The organism is Sphingobium sp. LSP13-1-1.1 (assembly GCF_040676415.1).
Taxonomy (GTDB): domain Bacteria; phylum Pseudomonadota; class Alphaproteobacteria; order Sphingomonadales; family Sphingomonadaceae; genus Sphingobium.
Genome location: NZ_JBEGHU010000034.1, coordinates 120,515 through 138,994, shown reverse-complemented (window position 1 = coordinate 138,994; position 18,480 = coordinate 120,515). Strand labels below are relative to the sequence as shown.

19 protein-coding genes are annotated in these 18,480 nt (G+C 54.3%); 15 read left to right on the top strand and 4 right to left on the bottom strand.

Annotated elements, in window-relative coordinates:
- The first annotated feature begins 28 nt into the window (after positions 1 to 28).
- The 9 genes from MRBLSP13_RS15875 (at position 29) to MRBLSP13_RS15835 (ending at position 10,300) form a co-directional block, all read left to right on the top strand.
- Positions 29 to 631, top strand: a complete 603-nt coding sequence (locus MRBLSP13_RS15875; protein WP_363755498.1) for a hypothetical protein — start codon at positions 29 to 31, stop codon at positions 629 to 631.
- Between the two features lie 9 nt (positions 632 to 640).
- Complete coding sequence (locus MRBLSP13_RS15870; RefSeq protein ID WP_363755496.1) at positions 641 to 1,261, top strand: hypothetical protein; 621 nt, start codon at positions 641 to 643, stop codon at positions 1,259 to 1,261.
- Positions 1,261 to 1,689 (top strand): DUF6950 family protein, encoded by a 429-nt coding sequence (locus MRBLSP13_RS15865; protein ID WP_363755494.1) that lies wholly within the window; start codon positions 1,261 to 1,263, stop codon positions 1,687 to 1,689. The genes MRBLSP13_RS15870 and MRBLSP13_RS15865 overlap by 1 nt, the downstream gene beginning before the upstream one ends.
- A 48-nt stretch (positions 1,690 to 1,737) precedes the next feature.
- Complete coding sequence (locus MRBLSP13_RS15860) at positions 1,738 to 3,828, top strand: hypothetical protein (protein ID WP_363755492.1); 2,091 nt, start codon at positions 1,738 to 1,740, stop codon at positions 3,826 to 3,828.
- A gap of 30 nt (positions 3,829 to 3,858) precedes the next feature.
- Entirely contained in the window at positions 3,859 to 5,499 is a 1,641-nt protein-coding gene (locus MRBLSP13_RS15855) for a hypothetical protein (RefSeq protein ID WP_363755490.1), read from the top strand.
- Positions 5,500 to 5,509: 10 nt separating this feature from the next.
- On the top strand, positions 5,510 to 6,112 hold the full coding sequence (locus MRBLSP13_RS15850; RefSeq protein WP_363755488.1) for a hypothetical protein: 603 nt from the start codon (positions 5,510 to 5,512) through the stop codon (positions 6,110 to 6,112).
- The gene (locus MRBLSP13_RS15845; RefSeq protein WP_363755486.1) at positions 6,109 to 8,967 is read left to right on the top strand and encodes a hypothetical protein; all 2,859 of its coding nucleotides are present in this window, start codon (positions 6,109 to 6,111) and stop codon (positions 8,965 to 8,967) included. Before MRBLSP13_RS15850 ends, MRBLSP13_RS15845 begins: the two co-directional genes overlap by 4 nt.
- A gap of 23 nt (positions 8,968 to 8,990) precedes the next feature.
- Entirely contained in the window at positions 8,991 to 9,854 is an 864-nt protein-coding gene (locus MRBLSP13_RS15840; protein ID WP_363755484.1) for a hypothetical protein, read from the top strand.
- 215 nt (positions 9,855 to 10,069) lie between these two features.
- Positions 10,070 to 10,300 carry a DUF6894 family protein gene (locus MRBLSP13_RS15835; protein WP_363755482.1) on the top strand — a complete coding sequence of 77 codons (231 nt, stop codon included), beginning with the start codon at positions 10,070 to 10,072 and terminating at the stop codon, positions 10,298 to 10,300.
- 7 nt (positions 10,301 to 10,307) lie between these two features.
- On the opposite strand, the gene MRBLSP13_RS15830 is transcribed toward MRBLSP13_RS15835, so the two are convergent.
- Complete coding sequence (locus MRBLSP13_RS15830) at positions 10,308 to 11,018, bottom strand: Crp/Fnr family transcriptional regulator (protein WP_363755480.1); 711 nt, start codon at positions 11,016 to 11,018, stop codon at positions 10,308 to 10,310.
- 320 nt (positions 11,019 to 11,338) lie between these two features.
- On the opposite strand from MRBLSP13_RS15830, the gene MRBLSP13_RS15825 reads away from it, so the two are divergent.
- The 4 genes from MRBLSP13_RS15825 to MRBLSP13_RS15810 all read left to right on the top strand — a co-directional run bounded on the left by MRBLSP13_RS15825 (position 11,339) and on the right by MRBLSP13_RS15810 (position 12,961).
- Entirely contained in the window at positions 11,339 to 11,590 is a 252-nt protein-coding gene (locus tag MRBLSP13_RS15825; RefSeq protein ID WP_363755478.1) for a DUF6894 family protein, read from the top strand.
- Positions 11,591 to 11,766: 176 nt separating this feature from the next.
- Positions 11,767 to 11,847 (top strand): excalibur calcium-binding domain-containing protein, encoded by an 81-nt coding sequence (locus MRBLSP13_RS15820; RefSeq protein WP_363755715.1) that lies wholly within the window; start codon positions 11,767 to 11,769, stop codon positions 11,845 to 11,847.
- A gap of 22 nt (positions 11,848 to 11,869) precedes the next feature.
- Positions 11,870 to 12,082, top strand: coding sequence for a DUF5818 domain-containing protein (locus MRBLSP13_RS15815; RefSeq protein ID WP_363755476.1), 213 nt, complete (start codon positions 11,870 to 11,872; stop codon positions 12,080 to 12,082).
- A 93-nt stretch (positions 12,083 to 12,175) separates the two neighbouring features.
- A complete protein-coding gene (locus tag MRBLSP13_RS15810; RefSeq protein WP_363755474.1) occupies positions 12,176 to 12,961 on the top strand; it encodes a hypothetical protein in 786 nt (261 codons plus the stop codon).
- A gap of 29 nt (positions 12,962 to 12,990) precedes the next feature.
- On the opposite strand, the gene MRBLSP13_RS15805 is transcribed toward MRBLSP13_RS15810, so the two are convergent.
- The 3 genes from MRBLSP13_RS15805 to MRBLSP13_RS15795 form a co-directional block, all read right to left on the bottom strand.
- Positions 12,991 to 13,947, bottom strand: a complete 957-nt coding sequence (locus MRBLSP13_RS15805) for a hypothetical protein (protein ID WP_363755472.1) — start codon at positions 13,945 to 13,947, stop codon at positions 12,991 to 12,993.
- A gap of 1,002 nt (positions 13,948 to 14,949) precedes the next feature.
- The gene (locus MRBLSP13_RS15800) at positions 14,950 to 15,777 is read right to left on the bottom strand and encodes a hypothetical protein (RefSeq protein ID WP_363755470.1); all 828 of its coding nucleotides are present in this window, start codon (positions 15,775 to 15,777) and stop codon (positions 14,950 to 14,952) included.
- 46 nt (positions 15,778 to 15,823) lie between these two features.
- Positions 15,824 to 16,738: a hypothetical protein gene (locus tag MRBLSP13_RS15795; protein ID WP_363755468.1), complete on the bottom strand. Its 915-nt coding sequence runs from the start codon at positions 16,736 to 16,738 to the stop codon at positions 15,824 to 15,826.
- A 118-nt stretch (positions 16,739 to 16,856) separates the two neighbouring features.
- On the opposite strand from MRBLSP13_RS15795, the gene MRBLSP13_RS15790 reads away from it, so the two are divergent.
- Positions 16,857 to 17,741, top strand: coding sequence for a hypothetical protein (locus tag MRBLSP13_RS15790; protein ID WP_363755466.1), 885 nt, complete (start codon positions 16,857 to 16,859; stop codon positions 17,739 to 17,741).
- 71 nt (positions 17,742 to 17,812) lie between these two features.
- Positions 17,813 to 18,436 carry a hypothetical protein gene (locus MRBLSP13_RS15785; protein WP_363755464.1) on the top strand — a complete coding sequence of 208 codons (624 nt, stop codon included), beginning with the start codon at positions 17,813 to 17,815 and terminating at the stop codon, positions 18,434 to 18,436.
- Positions 18,437 to 18,480: the final 44 nt, after the last annotated feature.

Here is an 18,480-nt window from a genome sequence, read left to right as displayed (position 1 = left end):
TATCTAAAACGGGCGAGAGGCACCAATAATGACAACATATCCGATCAGCGGACCCCCAATCACTCCATCGACTGAAGATATAAAACTGGTCAACAATCAGGGCATCGCGCAGTCACCCTTCAGCGGCCACGCTTCTATCGTGAACAACTTCTCACAGTGGCAAGTTCAGCTTTCCTTCCCCAACCAGCAGCGCGGCAGCAGCATAGCGAAACAGCAAATCGCTTGGGTCATGTCCTTAAACGGCACTATGGGCAGCTTTCTCTATCAGCCTCATGGCAGTGGTAAAGCGATCATCGGCAAGTCGATCTACAACGGTGCATATGCTGAAAGTAACGTGATCGCCGTTCAAGGCTGGACCGGCAGTGAGGCAACCGGACTGGAAGTGGGCGACTATTTCAGCCTCAACAATTCCCTTCACCAGATCACGGTCGTCCCCACCAACGCCAGCAGCGGACGCGCCAATATCGAATTCCAGCCTCCGCTTAGGAAGGATTATGCCGGTGGCGCGATTGTTGAGTTTGTCGCGCCAAAGGTCGAATTGCGCTTGTCATCCGGCGACCAATCCAACGGCTACAGTCAGGATGCGGAGGTCATGTACCTGCGCTCGCTGAGTTGCGTTCAGAAGCTGTAAGGAGGCAACATGCGCGACGGTATTACAGGGCCATGGCTCGACGCATTGGAAGCCGAAGGCATCCGCACCGCCATTATGGGCTTCCTCGATTTCAAAACAGAACCGGCACGGCTTTGGACAGGCTGGACGGCGCTCCAGCCTATGGGCAGCGGCGACATTTACCTCGACAATTATGTGTTCGATCCGATTGCCGAAGGCATCCCGATCCAAATTGGCGAGAACGCTTTCACCTATCAGGGATCGGAACAGCTATCCTTGGCGCTGGCAGTGCCACAGACGGCTCCCGACTCCCTTGTCGCCGCCTCCCTCGACAGCACCGAATATAAGGGACGCAAAGCCATCCTCTGGCGCGCTCTCATGATTTCCGCACCAAACGCCAACACTCCGGCCGTTTGGGCGTTCAGGCGCATTCGCAGCGGGATTATGGACAAGCTCTCCGTGTCCTATGACGGTCAGCAGCGCCTTTTCACCCTCACCATCGAAAGCCATTCGGCGTCGATCACGAACGCCAGTGCCTCTACCTACCTCGATCAGCCGCTATTCGATCCCGACGATACCAGCCAAGCCTATGCTGTCAGCATCGCCAACGATCCCCGTGTGCCTGGCCGCCTTGCAACGGGAGAAAATTGATGTTCCAGCGCACCAAATACTGGCCTGATTCCCTTTCGACCTATCTCGACCGCGTGAGCGAATATCGCTTCGATTGGGGCGCCACCAAAGCCGATAGCCATGACTGCGCGACATTCATTTGCGGAGCGATCAAGGCGCAGACCGGCGAAGATATTACCGGCGATTTTGCGGGCAAATATACGAGTTGGAAAGAAGCCGGAAAATGGCTGATCGATAATGGCTACAGGTCGTTCTACGATTGCGTCACTCAACGCCTTGGCGAGTCCGTTCATGCAAGTCAGGCAAGGCGAGGTGACATTGTGGGCCGACAAGAAAATGGCCGCTTCTATCTCGGCGTCTGCGTTGGAAAGTTCAGCTACTTCCTAGATGACAACGGACTTGTCCCTTGGCCGTCAATGGACTGCGATGCTTGTTGGCGCATCGGCTAAGTAAGAACGCCTAAACGGTAAATACCTCAAAATAATTGAGGTATTGAAGTGGGCAAAATCATTAAGTTCGTGGCGATTGTGGCTCTTGCCGCAGTCGCCATGGTTGCTTTCAGTTATCTAGCACCGGCACTTTTCTCAGCGTTCGGTGGTTCGGTCGCGGCCGGTATGACTGCATCCTCTGCTCTCGCGGCAGCAGGAACTAGCGCAGCGGCTATCGCGGCTAAAGTGGTCGCAGGCATGATCGTCACGCTGGGCATGTCGCTGGCTACTCGAATGATCATGGGCAAGCCCAAGACACTCGGCTCTGCTCTCAGCTTCAACATCACGACCGACCCGACAGCGCCGCGCAAGATCGTCTTCGGACGAACAGCGGCAGGCACAGACGAACGTTTCCATGAGAAGGTGAAGCGCGACAGTTGGGCCTACATGACCGAACTCATTGCAGCCAATTCGAAAAGTGCTTTCTGGAACCAACAACCTCGCGTGACTGCTATTCTGAAGAAGGGCGACTATCTTCACAGGGTCATCGCTCTCGCAAGCCATCGCGTTCACAAGGTATCGAAGGTCTATCTAGAGGACGAACTGTCCTATCTCAATGGCAGCACCACCGGCAAATATGATGACAAAAGCGGCCTCGTAATTGGCGCGGTTGAAGAAGGTGACACTGAGAACGCGGAAAAGTTCGGCAGCGGCGATTATTGGAAAAACACTGCTACATTTACCGGCTGCGCCTATCTCAAAATGATCTTCCGTCTCAGCACGGATAATTACCCTGACGGCCTGCCAACCCGCATTACGACAATCGTTGACGGCTGCCCTGTCTACGATCCGCGACTCGATAGCACGGTCGGCGGTGTTGGCTCTCACCGCGCCAATAATCAGGACACCTGGTCCTTTATAAGCGGGTCGGAGGATATTGGCCGCAACCCTGCTCTGGCTCTGCTGACTTACCTCATCGGCTGGAAGATCAATGGCCGCCTTGCTTGGGGCATGGGCATTCCAGTGGATCGCATCGACCTCGGCAATTTCATGACCTACGCCAATATGTGCGAGGAACCGGTTGTCACCAATGGCGGAACCACGGTCAATCGCTACTTCTGCGATTGCCTCCTATCGACCGCCGATACCCACGAAGCGAATATCAACATCATTTCGGCGGCCATGGGCACGGCAAAGCTGGTCGATACCGCTGGCATGTATCAGCTTATCGGCGGCTATGACGATCTCGACGGCCCGACGATCACGTTCACAAGGGACGATCTGATCGGCCAGTATGAATACACGCCAGACAACCTATCCCTCAAAGATACCTTCAACATCGCTCGTGGTCGCTTCCCTGATCCTGAGAACCTGTACCAGTTGAACGATTGGGGGCAGATCGAAATTGCCCCGCTTGAGGATAATATTCCTCGCCCGCAGGTCTTCGATTTCGCGGCTGTGACGCGATACGAGCAAGCGCAGCGCATCGCCAAGCAGAACCTCGTCAGGAACAAATACTCCGCGACATTCTCATCCGTGTTCGGCCCGAAGGCATTTGCGGTTCAGGTCGGTTCGCTGGTCCGCATGGTCGTCCCTGAATTGGGCTGGGTCACGAATGGCAAACTGTTCCGCGTAATCAGTCAAAGCGAGACGATCGACCTCGCTTTCAACATGACGCTCCAAGAGGAAGCCGCGCAAATCTACGCATGGGACGATGACGAGACGAAAGACCTGCCTCCGGTCGTCAAAGTTCCGGCTTATGACCCGAATGAGAGCATCGGCGTGGAAGGGCTGACAGCTTCAACGCGAACCATCACCAACAGCAACGGCGCACAGGTCAGCCAGATTGACGTTAGCTGGATCGCGCCCGACGCAGGCGTTCAGGCCATCCAAATCCAGTTCCGTGAGCAGAATGGCGACACATGGAATACCGCTACTGATCGTTTCAGCCATGAGGCGGAAATCTTCTCATTTTCCGCAATCGCAGGCGGCGTGAACCACATCATTAGAGCGCGCTTCCTCATGTATAGCGGCATGTGGGGAGACTGGACTGAGACGCAAGTGGACAGCGCAAGGGATAGCTATGCTTCAAGCGTCGTCGGCTATCTGACGAATGAGAATGTCTCGTTCCCGTCCGACGCATCCGGCAACATCACATAAATATTGGGAGTTCCAATATTAGGTGACAGCATGACTTCCCTCGATACGTTTAGCGGCCAGTTCAAAATCTACGACAATGCGGTTGATGTTACGACCGGCAATGGTGCAACTTATGAAGTTGCCTATCAAGAGGGTTGCTCTGTCGCCATCAATAGCAGCAATGGCCAATATGGCGTTACGGCTGTTGCGAATGACAATGCGAATGCGACATTTCGCGCCTACTATAATGGCTATGAAATCTACAAGACTTTCACCATTGCAAAGGCTCGCGCTACTGACGGCACGAGCAAATATGTTGAATTAGCGACAAGCCATTATTTCTATGCCTATGACGCGAACAATCAGGTTCTACCGCAAACCACTACCCTGACGCTGACAAAGTATAATCTTTCTTCAACAACACAGTGGCGGTTGAAGAGGGTTGATAACACGGCTCTCGCAGAGGGAACCGCTGCTGCTCTGCTGACAGCCGGGAAGATCAGTAGTTCAGCTAACGCGAACAGCATAACCCTTGAAGCCGCGCTGTTTGACGATCTGTGTCGGTCGAATGGCGTTTCGGCGCTCGTCATTGAGGCTGTCGTGGCAAATGGCACCGCGTTCAGCACTGACCGGGTTACGCTCTGTCAGATGCTCCGGCGTTCCCGCATCGCATGGGACAGCGTTACCGACCCATACGGCACAAAGCCGGAAGACAATGCCACTGTTGGCGCACCAGAGGGCACAATGATCGGCCTTCGTCCGGTTAGCGAGGTGCTTGCCGATCTGGAGTTCAATGCCGACTCCATGCTGGAACAGGTCTTTCGCGTCGATAACATGGAAACGGTCTATGATGCCCGCACGTTTGTCGAGGGACAGCCGGTAGGCACGTTTGTTCTGAACGAACGAACCCAGCGCGAAACGGACATCGCCGCGATCAACACAACGCTCGATCTCATCGGCGCAAAAAGCTCTGATGGAACGGCCTTCATTCTAGATGCGGCAACAGTTCAAAGCCAGCCGGGTAAAACCCTCGCGTCAACACTCGATGAACTAAGCGCAGCGACGAGCGAGCATGAAGCCTCGATCATCAACTTGAGCGAAGTTCTCATTTCGTCCGATGGCGTCACTGCAAAAGCAGTCCATCAGATCAACGTTGACGGGCATATTACCGGCGTCGTGAATACGAATGATGGGACCGTTGGTGACTATGCGATTGTCACGGACGTATTCAGGCTTATCGATCCGAATGAGGGAACGTCAATCACTCCTTTTGCTTACGCCGATGGCGTGATCAAGATGACCAATGTTGAAGTCGATACGCTAAAAGTGGGAACAGGCGGCACGGTCGGCGCTCCATCCATTAGTTCCGCAACATTAGCAGTCGCCGGAACGGGGACGAGCAACTGGCTCACCATATTGTCGCAGTCGATAACGCTGGCCAGTCCCGGCACAATCTTTGCCAATGTGAGCGTTGCTCTTGGCTTTCCAGATGGTGACAAGACTTGGAATACAAAGCTGCGGATCAACGGACAGCAAGTCTTCCACATCGGCGGCATGAAGACAGCAGACAGCGTTCCTATGATGGGTGCACTACAGCTTGCAGCAGGCACCTATACCGTTGATGTTATCTTCGCTGCGGAGACTTCCGTTACAGCCAATAGCCGTACGCTCTTCTCCATGACGATCTACTGATAAGTAGCGTATGTCCAGAACACTCGATCAGCTTGATACCGATCTAGCGGCGCTCGAAACAACCGTTGGCGCGGAGTTGTCGCCTAGCCGCGCTGACCTCACCAACCAGATGTCCGAACTGCTCGATAAATGGCAGGCGCGAGAAACCGAATTTCGCACATGGATGACCGGCACGATCAACGGCGGTCCCAATGGTGACGGCTTTTACCCTCTCACCGATTCCACTGGCTATGCCCAGCTCGCGGCCTGTCCCGCGAAACTGAGGAATATTTCACAGGTCATTATCCAGCGGATCACCCCTACGTCCTCAAGCCTGTTCGTGGATGCTTTTGCGGGGCCGGTGGCGCATATCACGCTAAACACGGCTAGCCTGACCCTCACAGTGGGCGTTACTACCGTCGATACAGCCCATGAGCATCGGCTGCGCCTGTATCTCACGCAGGACGGATCAGGGGGCCGGGACATTAGCTGGCCCTCGAATATCATGTGGAACCAGCAGCGCGAACCCATCTTGTCGGTGACGCCGGGTTACACCGATATTATCGACCTATCGAGCATCGACGGCGGCGTGAGTTGGTTCGGCATCTTTGCCGGGGTGGCGTTCACCTCATGACCGGCACATTCTCGAACGACATCGTTAGCATGATTATCAGCCTCCACAATTTCGTGGAGCGATATACCGGCGATGCTGCCGTGGGCGAGGACGCCAATTACCTCGTCAACAATGCCGGGGTGGTCAACAACTCGCTGCACTATGAAAGCGGTCGCGGCAGCTATCTGCCTAGCAATGCGGCTACCAGCGAAAGCCAAGTGCTGCTCGCACTGGGCTATATCCGCGCCTATGAAGCAACCGGCATCCCGATATTCAAAGACCGTGCCGTCCGGTTCACTAACGCCTATCTCGAAAACTACTTTCCGGCATATTCGCTGCCGATCTCCGTCGGTGAATGGCGGCATCATTGGGTTATCAACGGCAAATACCCGTTCAAGGTGCTGGGGCCGGTCGATACGCGAGATTATCAGCAGTCCGGTTCTTTCGATCTTGTCGTGGATTTCGAAGATGGGATCGGCTTCATCCCGCACGGCTCCCCGAACTTTGGCGAACTGACTGCCCGCGTCTATTTCGCCTACGGCCCTGTCGCTACCGCAAAGCTGCTCTGGAAAAACGTCTTTGCCGATGTGCTGGGCGATACCGGCGAGAAATATGCGGTGGATTGTTTCATCGATAGCCGATTGATGAAGATGGATGCCAATGGCGTTGAACTCGGCATCTTGGAAAGCGAGACAGCCGGAAAAATCAAGCTTGTCGAGCCGTTCACCGGACAACTCAAGGTCGCATCTGCTGCCCGTACAGGAGCCGTCATTGCGCGCAACAATGGCTTCGATGCTTGGCCTATGTGGCGCAAGCTGGGCTATGGCGAGTGTGCGAGCGCGATGGACGTTGAACTCTGGCACATCGAACTGTTCAAGGCGATGTACGACAGCACCGGCAACACGGACTATCTGCGCGCCTTCAACTCCGCTGCCTATTCATTGGATGCCGCAACACGGCTGGAACCGGAAGCCTACTACTTCAAGAAGAACTCTACTTCTTCCAAGCCTTTCAAACATGGCATCGCTTATTGGTCGCTCAGCAATAGTTCGATGACCGCTTATGTAGGCGTTGATCGCGGTTACAGCACAATCATGAAATATCGCGAGACCGGCTCTGACGTTGCGGAACTTGAAGTCGCACAGACCGCGATCATCAATCGGGTGACGCCCGAAACCGTCCTTAACTGCGAAATGCTGTTGAACAGCCCCAACACCTTCTGCGATCTGACCATCACTGTTAGCGATGAACTGGGAGCGGAGCCGCAAACGTTCAGCGAAATCCTGCTTGCCGATGACAGCCTGAGTTCCGTGCCCATTCGCGCATTCAAGTTCAAAACCTTTCGCCGAAAAAAGAAAAGCGACGGCACCAGCTATCTGACCGCCGATCAAGCCGAGTTCATGCCCAATTCGGGCGCGGTAGCGACGAAAGAGATGGGCTATTTCAATGATCGCCTCGTCGGTTTTGCAGGCATTTCCCTGCCATCGCCGGAAGCATATTGCGTCGTAGGGTTCTGGACCGTCACATCAGGATCGATCGGCCTCGACACGCTCACATATCGCCTCAAGTCCGGTCGCTGCGCTATCACTGTTCAGGATGCCGATGGATGGATTTGGGGGAAGGAATTAGCGGCAGGCACAGGCGGCTGGAGCCAATACACTCTCGGCGCGGGGGATCTCACGCCATGGCCCTACCAGAACAACACAGGGACGCCGCCGAGCGCGTTTCCATCCGGCACCAGCTTCAACAGCTTCAGTTTCGCGCCGATCCCTGAAACCGGGCCGGCCTCCATCGACGTATATTGCTATGGCGAGGAGCCGACGAACTTTGATCTTCCCGAAGCGATGCTGACGGAGGTGAAGCTGAAAATGAAAAGCCGCGCCGCGATCACCGCGAAGTTCGGGGACATTTATGTCTCGAACAGCTTGCCGATCAGCTACCGTTACAGCCCCGGCGTCGTGCCATTCACGACTGATAGGAACGGCAAGGAAGGCACGAAATTTTGGCGCGGCACTCCGTATGTCGCGTACCAATATCCCTCTGTCTGGGCGATGCTGGGAAAGCTGGATCATGTCAGCCAGGTCATAGAATTCTACAGAGACAGCCAGGACGATTATTACAGCAAAACCGGCCTGCGCGGCCCGTTCTCGCAGGTCTATATCTGGCCTAAGTGGGATAACGTCGCATACGGGCAGGCAGAGGGCTTCTCAGCAACCGGCCCTGACCCGAACACCTATTGGGGCGGCTTCCAAGCACGCTCTTTCAACGGCGCTGCTAGCCTATTGCTGCAACTGGACAGGGACGGCAATGCGATCCCGACCGCGCTTTATGAGGTCGTTGACGACTACGTGGCGTTCCTTGCAGATTTCTTGCGTGATAACGGCAATCAGCCACCGACATATTTTGCTCAGGATGGTTCGTCGCTGCCCAGTACCTCCTATGACGAGCCGCATATTGCTGCGCTCCATATCAACGCCCTATCGGCGCTGATCGAAGCCGGTCATTCGACCGCCGACATTTTTGAGGCGCGTGAACGCAGCCTCAGCTACCTCTACGCCCTGTTCAGCAAGAGCGGGGAAATGTCGGGCAGCTTTTCCCCAAGCCCCTCTACGAGATTGTTTTACGGGTTCTGGGTAGGCGAAATTCTCAGGGCGCTATCCTCGTCAGTCCTGATGGAGGATCAGCAGTTGCGAACGCCGTCATCTGTCATCGTAGAACCGGAGCAGATGGAATTTGAAGAGGAAACCTTTGTCACCCTCGAAACCGGGGAAGTGCTGGCGTTCGACATGCCGGTTATCATGCCAGTGATTGAAATGGAATTTGCCGACGCAGTAACAGTGGCCACGGAAACCGGAGACGTCCTCGCCTTTGAGTAAATAACGATAACAAAGGAGGCGCCATGGCGACAAAGAAAATATCCGAACTCACTACAGTTCCAAGCGTTGACGGCACCGAGACTTTTCCGATCTTGAAGTCCGGCTTCAATTACAAGATGACCGTGGCGCAGATTAAAGGCTGGATTGGCAACGCGACCTCTTCTGTCGCTGGATTGCTTTCCGCTTCCGATAAATCGAAACTCGATTCCATTGAGACTGGCGCAACCGCTAACGCGAGCAATGCCCAGCTTCGTGACCGCTCCACACATACCGGCACTCAAGCAGCCAACACGATCACTGGCCTGTCCGACGTTGCTACCACGGGGGATTACGACGATCTGACCGGCCAACCAACGGCAGTTACCACATCGGTTGACGGCCTTATGTCCGCGTCGGACAAAACGAAGTTGAATGGCATCGCAACTGCCGCGACAGCGAACGCAACCGATGCCCAGCTACGCGACCGTTCCACCCATACAGGCACCCAAGCGGCCAGCACGATCACCGGCCTTGGGGCGGTAGCTACGAGCAACAGCTATAATGATCTCTCCAATAGACCCATCGACGCCAGCTATGTGCGGTTGCCCACAGTTGCTTTCCAGAGCGCAACAGGCACGACTGCTGGCACCGCTGCTTTGGTCACAAAATCTGTGTTTCACATATCCAGCGCCGACGCATCCAACAAGGGCCTCATACTCCCGGCCAGCATGACCCTTGGCACCACATTCTCGATCTTCAACGGCACGGGCACTGGACTGAATATCTATCCACCTACAGGCGGCCAGATCAACTATGCCGGGGTGAATACGCCTTACGCGCTCGGGGCCTATACGCCGCTGACCATCGTGCTGATCGATCAAGCCAACGGCGTCTATCAGCAAATCTGACGCGAAGCCCAATGGCGATGGCCGGAAGGGGTGGCAGGCGGTCAGTCTGCTTGCGGGATGGATATAGCGAAAGCAGACTTCGAAGCTCACGGCCTCTACATACAAAAGGGGGGTGAACGCCCCACACTTAATGCAGGTAGTGGTGCAAGCGCGGAAAATAGCTAGGCTGTTTGGTCCTTTAGCAGGACGCTGCGATGCCCATTTACTTTATGCACATGACGGAAGGGGACGAGTTCATCCCGGATTTAGAAGGCATTGAGCTTCCCAACATAGCTGCAATTCAGAAGGCCGCGATCGCTGGTGCGAGCGGTCTGATCGCCGAGGCCGTAAAGCAGGGCCGGCGGGATTATAGTGGCCGGTTCGACGTGGAGGATGAGCATGGCCAGAAGCTGCTCACCCTGACATTCGCATGTCCGATTCACATCGAACTTGCCTCGCCCGGCTAGAAAGCGGCTAGGCCGGAAGCGCAAAGCATTGATGAAGATATGCGCTATTAAAGTCGCCTGCATCCTGCAAATCTTGCCAGTTTGTGATGGTCACTGATTTGCTGCCCAAGCTGATGAGCCCGTCTTCGCGCAGGCGTTGAAGCGTGCGGTTCACATGAACATTTGTGAGGCCGGTGGCATCACCGACCTGTTCCTGAGTCATCGGCCACTCGAAACGCGGCCCTTCGCAAATTCCCGCCGCCTCCTGCCGCAGCGCCAATTCGCAGAGCAGATGCGAAATCCGTTGGCGTGCATCCCGCTGGCCAACATTGAGTATCCATTCACGAAACACCGAAGCGTCCACCAGTGTGTCGCGCCAGAAGGCCTGCGTGACTGCGGGATACGCCGCCGCTACATCCAGGATTGCCTCCTGCGATATATAGGCCAGTTCAACGCGGGTAAGCGCCTGCACATTGTGGTCCGCTACTTCGAGCAGACTGTTCTGCAGGTCCACGAGGTCGCCTTGCAGATGGATTGAGAGAATCTGCCTATCCCCATCACCCGTCATCTTGCTTCGATAAGCGAAGCCAGAAAGGAGCACGATGCAACTATCGGCTCTGTCACCTTCTCGAACTAAATAGGTGCCAGGGTCGCGAGTAGCCAAGCGATAAGGCAGGGCGAGTAAAGCGGCGGTGTCAGCGGGGCCGAGCGGCGAACGGCTCGCCAGCTTGTGAACCATGGGTGCGAGCACGGGAGAAGTCGGGGTATGCATAAACCCTCCGTCCATTCAGGCGGGGGAAGCTAGCCCTCAGCCGCCAGCGCCCTTGGAAGTGGCTGACGATGAGCGATCTTAACATAAGCATTTCCTGGCCGCTACAACTTACATCAGCTTGACCCGTCTCTGCGACAAGCTACGGAAAGCATGCATCCGAGATCGGCGAACCTCTGGGAATGCCATCTGGCTTTTCGGAAAAGCGAGCCACCCTATTGGTAAGCAAAATGAAAGGGAAGACTGGAACTGATTGAACGCTCCTGCGCTCTGGTAGGCGGAGAAATCGGATGCCCAATTACATTTTCAACATCCGAACCGCATCTCATATTGGGGATGCCGTGACCGTACAAATGGACGACCATACCGCTCTTCGAACTGAGATGGCCCGCTTTGTGGGAAAGCTGCTGAGCGATCACGCCGAGGTCATCTGGGTGGATGAAGATTGGCAATTTGACGTAACTGATGAAAGTGGATTGATCCTCTATGCCATGAACATCAGCGCGATGAAGACCGCAGCAACCATGAATAAGAGGCCCTAGGCTGAGCCCCCGGCGAACAACGAGCACCTTCGTAAATCCCAAGCCTCCTATGTGGTCGAGTGGATTTCGTCCTGCGCGTTGTGGGGTCAGTAAGCGTCCACTTGTGAGAGGCGTGATAGCGTTCATCAGCGACAACAAGTGGTCGACGGCGGCACGGCCGCTTTCGCTTCCACGCGATGCCAACGACGGCGTTAGGGCGTTCTCTTCTATACTCCCGTCGATTGGACCGCGATGGCGATGGAGTGGCGTGCGAATAGTTGGCTGCAAGGGAGCGGGGTAATGCCAATGGGATCGCGCCACGACGAAACAGGCTGGCTGAACGATAACGGCGGCCAATGGGTGCTCCGGGTCGAGGGAGGCGGCCAGTGGCAATTAGACGTGGGCCTGTGGACGGCTTGGCGATCCCGTAACCTGATCGGCAAACGGGTGCGCGTCATCGGTAAGCGGGCGGGTTTCGACCTGTTAGACGTTGATCGGATCGAGGCGCTTTAGGTCCATGCTTCAAAGACGGTCTTTTATGCGGCCTAGATTGATCTCCACCTGCGCCCTCTACTATACCGCCATCGAAACAAATGTTGGTGAAGCATGGCTGGTGCAGATTTAGTTGGTCCCAGTGACCCCCCGTCCCTAGATGGGCTGGAGGAAGACGAAGCCGTTGAGGCAATGGTCGATTGGTTCGCCGCTAACTACGAAGACCCTGCTCAATCCACGCCCTACGACAGCAGCGAAGGGGGTTATCAATATATATGGGGCGGCCCTTATGACGCCGAGGAGGAAATCTGGGGAGCCTTTCCCGATGCTGACGAAGAATGGATCGCCCGAGCCGTTGACGAAGTGCAGAATGACGGAACTTTCGATTGGGCACCAAATTCAGGACGCGTCCAAGAAGTAGAAGAGGATTTCGAGGACGACGATTACGATCAGGCCCCCAGCCTGAACGAACGCCTCAACGCACTAGGTGAGCAGCTTGACCGGATCGAGCAGCACATCGAATTCTGGCAAAACCGTCCTGCGGGCATGGGCCACAATGCACCGCCAGAGGAATTCCAACTCAGCCCAGACGACATTGATCTTGTGGAAGCTCGCGAAAGCGTAGCAGAGGTTCGGGCAGAATTAGCCAAGCCGGATCGTGAAACGTCCGCTGATTTGGAAGTAGTTGAGCGGGCGGAAAGCCGGTTCAAAAAGCTCGCGGCCCGCATCTTGAATTTCTGCAAGAAGCCGTGGGCGGTCGCTGGCGCAGTTTTTATTGGTGACCATATCGCCGACAAGGCATTTGACGCCGCTTGGGACAATCCGGACGCCTTCTATTCGGCATTGCACACAGCTGGACATACCTTGGCGTTATGGGGCGCAAGCATAATCGGCATCTGAGTGGCTCTGAGCCAGCCATCGCTTAAAACTTATCGAACTTCGTCCCCCGGTCTCGCCAACTTTCTGAGCGGCACCGTTGGAATGATGCACTCGCCATCATCGTCCTTGCCCTCTCTGGTGATAATCGGGATGGGTTCAGTGGTAATCTGGACTGGCTCGCCCATCCATTCGCATTCAGGACAAAACGGCCCCTCCCAAACATCTTTCGGGTCTTCCGGATTTTCGGCTCTCAGCGGAGTAAGGCGCAGGTTGCCGCATTCTGGGCATTGGCTGGGCACCTTCCGAATGAAGAGGGTCGTAGCGGTCGAGCAAAGCGATATAGCCCCCTCCGTGGCATGAACTCCGGTTTCGGCATCGTGCCAGTTCGATGATGTGCTATGCGTGAGCCAGTTCACGAACGTCCATGCAGCATCGGCCTGCGTCTTCAATAGCTGACGCCGATATTTGTTGGTTTCCCCCGCCAAGACGACACTACAGACATGATCAATCCACCCCTTGAAGTCGGCCTTCTTCGGAGCATCGCCTTCCTTCGTCCATGGAATGGCGACCTGAGCGATTGCGACGAATGCCAGCAGGGCCTCACGGCAGCGAACTCCGACAGTCTGAAAATCAGAAACTTTATGGGCCTGACCCAACGCTTCATAGGCCGCTGCCATCGCCTCGAATGACTTGGAAAACGGCTCGATCTGGGCCTCCATGATCGCAGGCCGCTCTGAACGGGGCATCCGCAGCATCAATCCCAAATGGAATGTGACCGCATAATCCATGTTGGGGAATTGATCTTGGGAATAGAGGTTGGTCGGGTTCGTGATGACCCACCAGCGATCCTTGGTGGTATGAACATCCCAGACATCATGGCGATGACTCAAGACGCTCTCACTGTAGATTTTCTGACAGAACGTGACTTTTAGATCAGGTGCCTGCCATTCCACATAATCAGTGATCTTTTGGACTTCTTCGTCAGTCGCAGATAGCACGCCATTCACCTCGATTGATCCATAGCTATTACAGGAGAATCGCGCTGAGCGATAGTTTCTATGTAGAGGAGGACGAACGCTGACGCGCTGTCCTGCTTCTACACAATCTACTCGCTTTCCGTGCGGATCGCACTCCAAGCGGCAGATTGTTTGAAGCGACTTCTTTTAGAAGTTAGTCGGAAGAGCGATAAGCAGAAGCAGTGGAAGCTATCTTGATTAGTTCTGATCCATTCCAGGTGGATTGATACACACTTCCCCCATATACCAGAACCATTGCAAAGAGAGATAACATTCTCAAAACTCAATTCTAGTATATGGGGGAAGCTATGTGGGTATTCCAGTACGGACGTCTCACACTTCGTATCTAACGCCCTTATCAGGGGCAGCGGGGTTTAGCCGATCGCTCTTTAGGTTAGGCTTCAGGATGCTTCTTGTGGAAGCAGAGCCTCATGCGGACACACACGAACCATACGATTAGCGTCGTGTGTGCTAGGACTTGTCAGGCAACAGACAGTGGTCCTCCTTCTACCAACTTCCGGGGACTCGTGACGCTCGTTGTCCATTTGGACCGGGGAATTTAATCCTCCTGAGCATTCTTTGCGATCACCTGCGTGTCTTCACGTGCCGTCATTGGCCTGCACTTTTTAACGTGGTGCCATGCGGTTGTCCGGAGTGGGATCGCAATTCTCTTCCACGACGCTTTGCTAGAGCCCTTGTGGGTTAGCAGTCCGGCGGCTCATCCATCCTCACTTACACAGCAAGGGTCAGGGCTAGTTGGGGCCGGTATAGTATAAGGGGGAAATGTTGGGCTATCGAGATCGTCTCAGAGGACGGTGCAGCCATAAAAGAATGACCCGCCTGCGGGGTGGTAATCGCAAGCGGGTCAATGTTTCTACAGTGGGCCGCTTGAACAGCGATACCACCCACCGTTCACATATCTATTTATACATTCAGCCCTTCCGAAACGCGATATTAATTTGATATTCCTGTAAGCCCCACCAAACTGCCGACCTACGATGTTCCCTTAGCTGTTGCGCCAGAGCTACTAGTGCTGGGCTTTTTCTTCTTCTTCAATTGGCCGTTGGCGTATCGGAGACCTGCCTTGATCTCTGCCTCGCGCTGTTCCTTAGCCTGTTTTTTTGCCAAGTACCGGCGAGCATCTTCTCTGTCCTTCTCCACCTTTTTTGAACCAGCCTCTAACTTGCGGTAAAGTATCTGCACTTCCCGGACAGTCTTCTCGCCGCGCAACTCTGCAAGCTTCTGCCTGAGCTTCCTTCCTTGCTCTCTCGTCTTGTCCTGATCGGCTTGACTGACTGGCGGCTGACCAAGGACAGTAAGAACCGAACGCTGGCCATAGTTCCGTGGCGATGCGATACGATGCGAGCTTGCGAACTCATCCCTTAACAGTGGTGCCGGGAACTCTATATATGCCCAGTCATCATCCCAAGTCTCTTTATGGTTCTGAGGGTCAAGGTGCTTGAACTTTGCCTTGTCATGGTCCGGCACCCGTTCGTCGAACGCTTCTTGCAGACGTTCTGACGCTTTGCTGATCTCGCTTTCTGCTTCTTTGTCGCCTCGCGCCTGCGCCGCCTTACCGCGCTTAATGAGAAGTTGAACTTCTTCCCAATATGCGCCAGCCTCAGGGGTGAGGATTGCACCTCCAATTTCATCCGCGTTCTTGTTGAACTTTTTTGCGACTTCGATTTCGGCTTTGATGTCATCTAAGACCGACTGGGGGAAAGTTCGTTTGAGAACATCGGCCTTGTGGTAGAACTCGTGGTCATTGTTGAGAGGCACGAGGGCTTGCCGCGCAGCCGCGCGCTGAAGTGGTGTAATCATGTAAATTGTCCTCTATTGTGGGGAGGCTCAGGCCTCCCCATGAGCATTAGTTCGCTTCGACCGACTGCTTGGCCACCAAAGCAGCGCGAGCGTTCGCCTTTATCTCCGGCGTGAGTGTTACTTCCCCGGAAGCAATATTGTTGATCTTCTCGCCCTTCTCGGCTTCCTGCTCGGCTTTAAGCTCCGCTTTGAGTTCAGACCTGAGCTTGAGATCGTCATATGCGACTTCGGCGAGCTTTTTCAGCTTGGCAGAAGCATCTTTTTCCGCGACACCTCGAACAATAAACGATCCATCCGAACCCTTCTCGATAACAAGCGTAAAATACGCTGCGGTGCCTTCAGGCAGTTTGATCGCGTTGGTGTCGAGTGAGATGGAAGCTTGCGGTCCATCCCGCAGATAAAGTTTGCGCTGCTCCTCTTCTCTCTTCTCACGTTCGGGCTTTTCATCTGCTTTTGCTGCTGCAAGCCGCTTGATAACAATGGACTGTGAACCACCCTGAGCCATGATCCAGTCAGTCATCATTTTCACGTCGCTAGTTTCATCGAACCCGGCCTCATCAAGAGCTTCCATAGTATGGAAATAACGCTTCATGTTGGCGTCAGGCACCCACTTTGGATACTCGTTGCCGTCGATAGCCTTCACCTTGTCGGCACCCGGCTTTTCCTCACCGCAAGAGGCAGCGATCCAAGGCGAAAAGCGATTGACGTTGCCGGTCATATTGATTTGATGCTGCGACAAGATGAGCGCCTGAACGCTGGGTTCTGATTTCAAGAACTTCTTGCCTGCCTTGAAGCTGGTAGCGACGATCATTCCCAACGCGCGATTACCACGCATTTTCTTGTAGGTGCTTTGCGCCTTGTCCAGTTCACTTCGGACATCGGCAAGGCTCTGCTCGTAGGCTGCGTCCTGCTCAAAGGCCGCGTCATCGATGGTGTTCTTGGTTGCGTCTGCGTCAGTCATCTTTTCTTACTCCTCAATTTCCAGCGAAGCGTCGGTGCGTCGTGGCGAGGAATTGATAGGCGTGAGTTATCCTGATACGTGATTATCCTGTTTTTGTTGGCTGTAACGAGATAACCTTTTGACCAGTAAACATGGCGACAAATCGCCGCAAATTCCCGTTAGCGACCGTTGGGTGAACCGAGAGCAGGCCGTATTCGGATGGCTCTGGTATGAATTTCTTCATTTGAGTCCGAGCTACGAACTGGCGCACAGGGAGAGGACCGGGACGCTGAGCGACACGGATCGCGCAAGGCTTCCAGCCGACTTCGAGGCCGTGTTGTCAGTGTATGACAATCTGGGCAATCTGCACCGGATCAGCTTTGACGACTGGTGGGCCGCGAAGGGTATTCGCCATTTTGGCTATCAGGGCGAGCATCCGTCGGTTCACGTGATGGAAGCGCTTCTCAAAGAAACCGACGAACCTTTGGCTCACCTGACAGCTAAAGCGGGCGAATACATAAATGGCAGGTGGGCCGATCAAGGCCGACAGACCTGCCTAATTGTTTCGATACCAGTTGGACTGCCAAAGAAGCTGGTACTAGATCACATCGCAGACATATTATCTCGAACCACGGAAGAACACAGACAGATAGTGCTCACTCCGCCAACATACAAAGTCCTTCCCAGAAAGAAGGATAGTGATAGCCTTTTCCGCTATTTGCAATGCCTATGGAATAGATCATACTATCCAAAAGCCAAATTATACGAGATCGGCGTCATCGCAGAACTGAGTACTACATACAGTCTCAGACTTGCCAAATATGAAGGGGGCGTCGAGGATCGACATGCTCTGAAAATTCTAACCAGCCGCGCGCTCAATCGCGGGATCATGATCGCTGAGAATGCAGCCCGTGGTGTATTTCCTACGTACGCAAAGTGCGAGCATTGCGTCAGGCCGGACTGGGAGGAGTTAGGACGCACTCTTAACAGCAGAATAGACTGGGAAAACAGCACTGACTGTTAAAGTAGAGTATCTCATCAGGAAACTGGCGGGCTTTCTCATCTATGCTAAGGCCGGGCCAAACGGAGGTTCGCTTGGTTGCTTTCCCTTTCAACATGGCTGGCGTCGCATATCAGGATGGCATCGACATAATCGGTTTCAGCTATCTCGCTGCCCATGACGCCCTAAAAAGCAAGATCGACGCCACACAAGAGGCGATTGATGCATATGAAAAGTACATTGCCGATGGCGGCGAATGGGAAGGTGAGGTTGACGATGAAGGCTTTACAATATGGAGCCAAGATCAGGTTTTAGAGCTTCGCCAACGGGAAGCCATTGAGGCTGCAATCACGCTGCGTAAAGCCTTTGTGACCACACTCTATCATCATTGGGAGCGCCATGCCCGCTCATGGTTGAAGAACGACAAGTTCGATCATGCGAAGCTTATTACGAATGTCAGAAAATTGAACTACCCTGTCGATGATGACATGGAAATTCTTTGGATGCTGAACAACCTGCTCAAACACAATAATTCGCGTTGGGGCGCGCCATTGCACGAGCGCAGAGGAGATTTGTTTCATCCATTCTTCAAACCCAAAGCTGATACGACACATTGGGAAAGCGTGCTCATCGTGCAGGATCGCCATATTCAGGAATTTATAAACATCGTAAAGGCATCAGGTCCGGAAATGAGCACACCGGCACCGCCGAAGGATTAAAATCAAATAAAAGCCCGCCTTTTCCAGACGGGCTTTTCGCAACG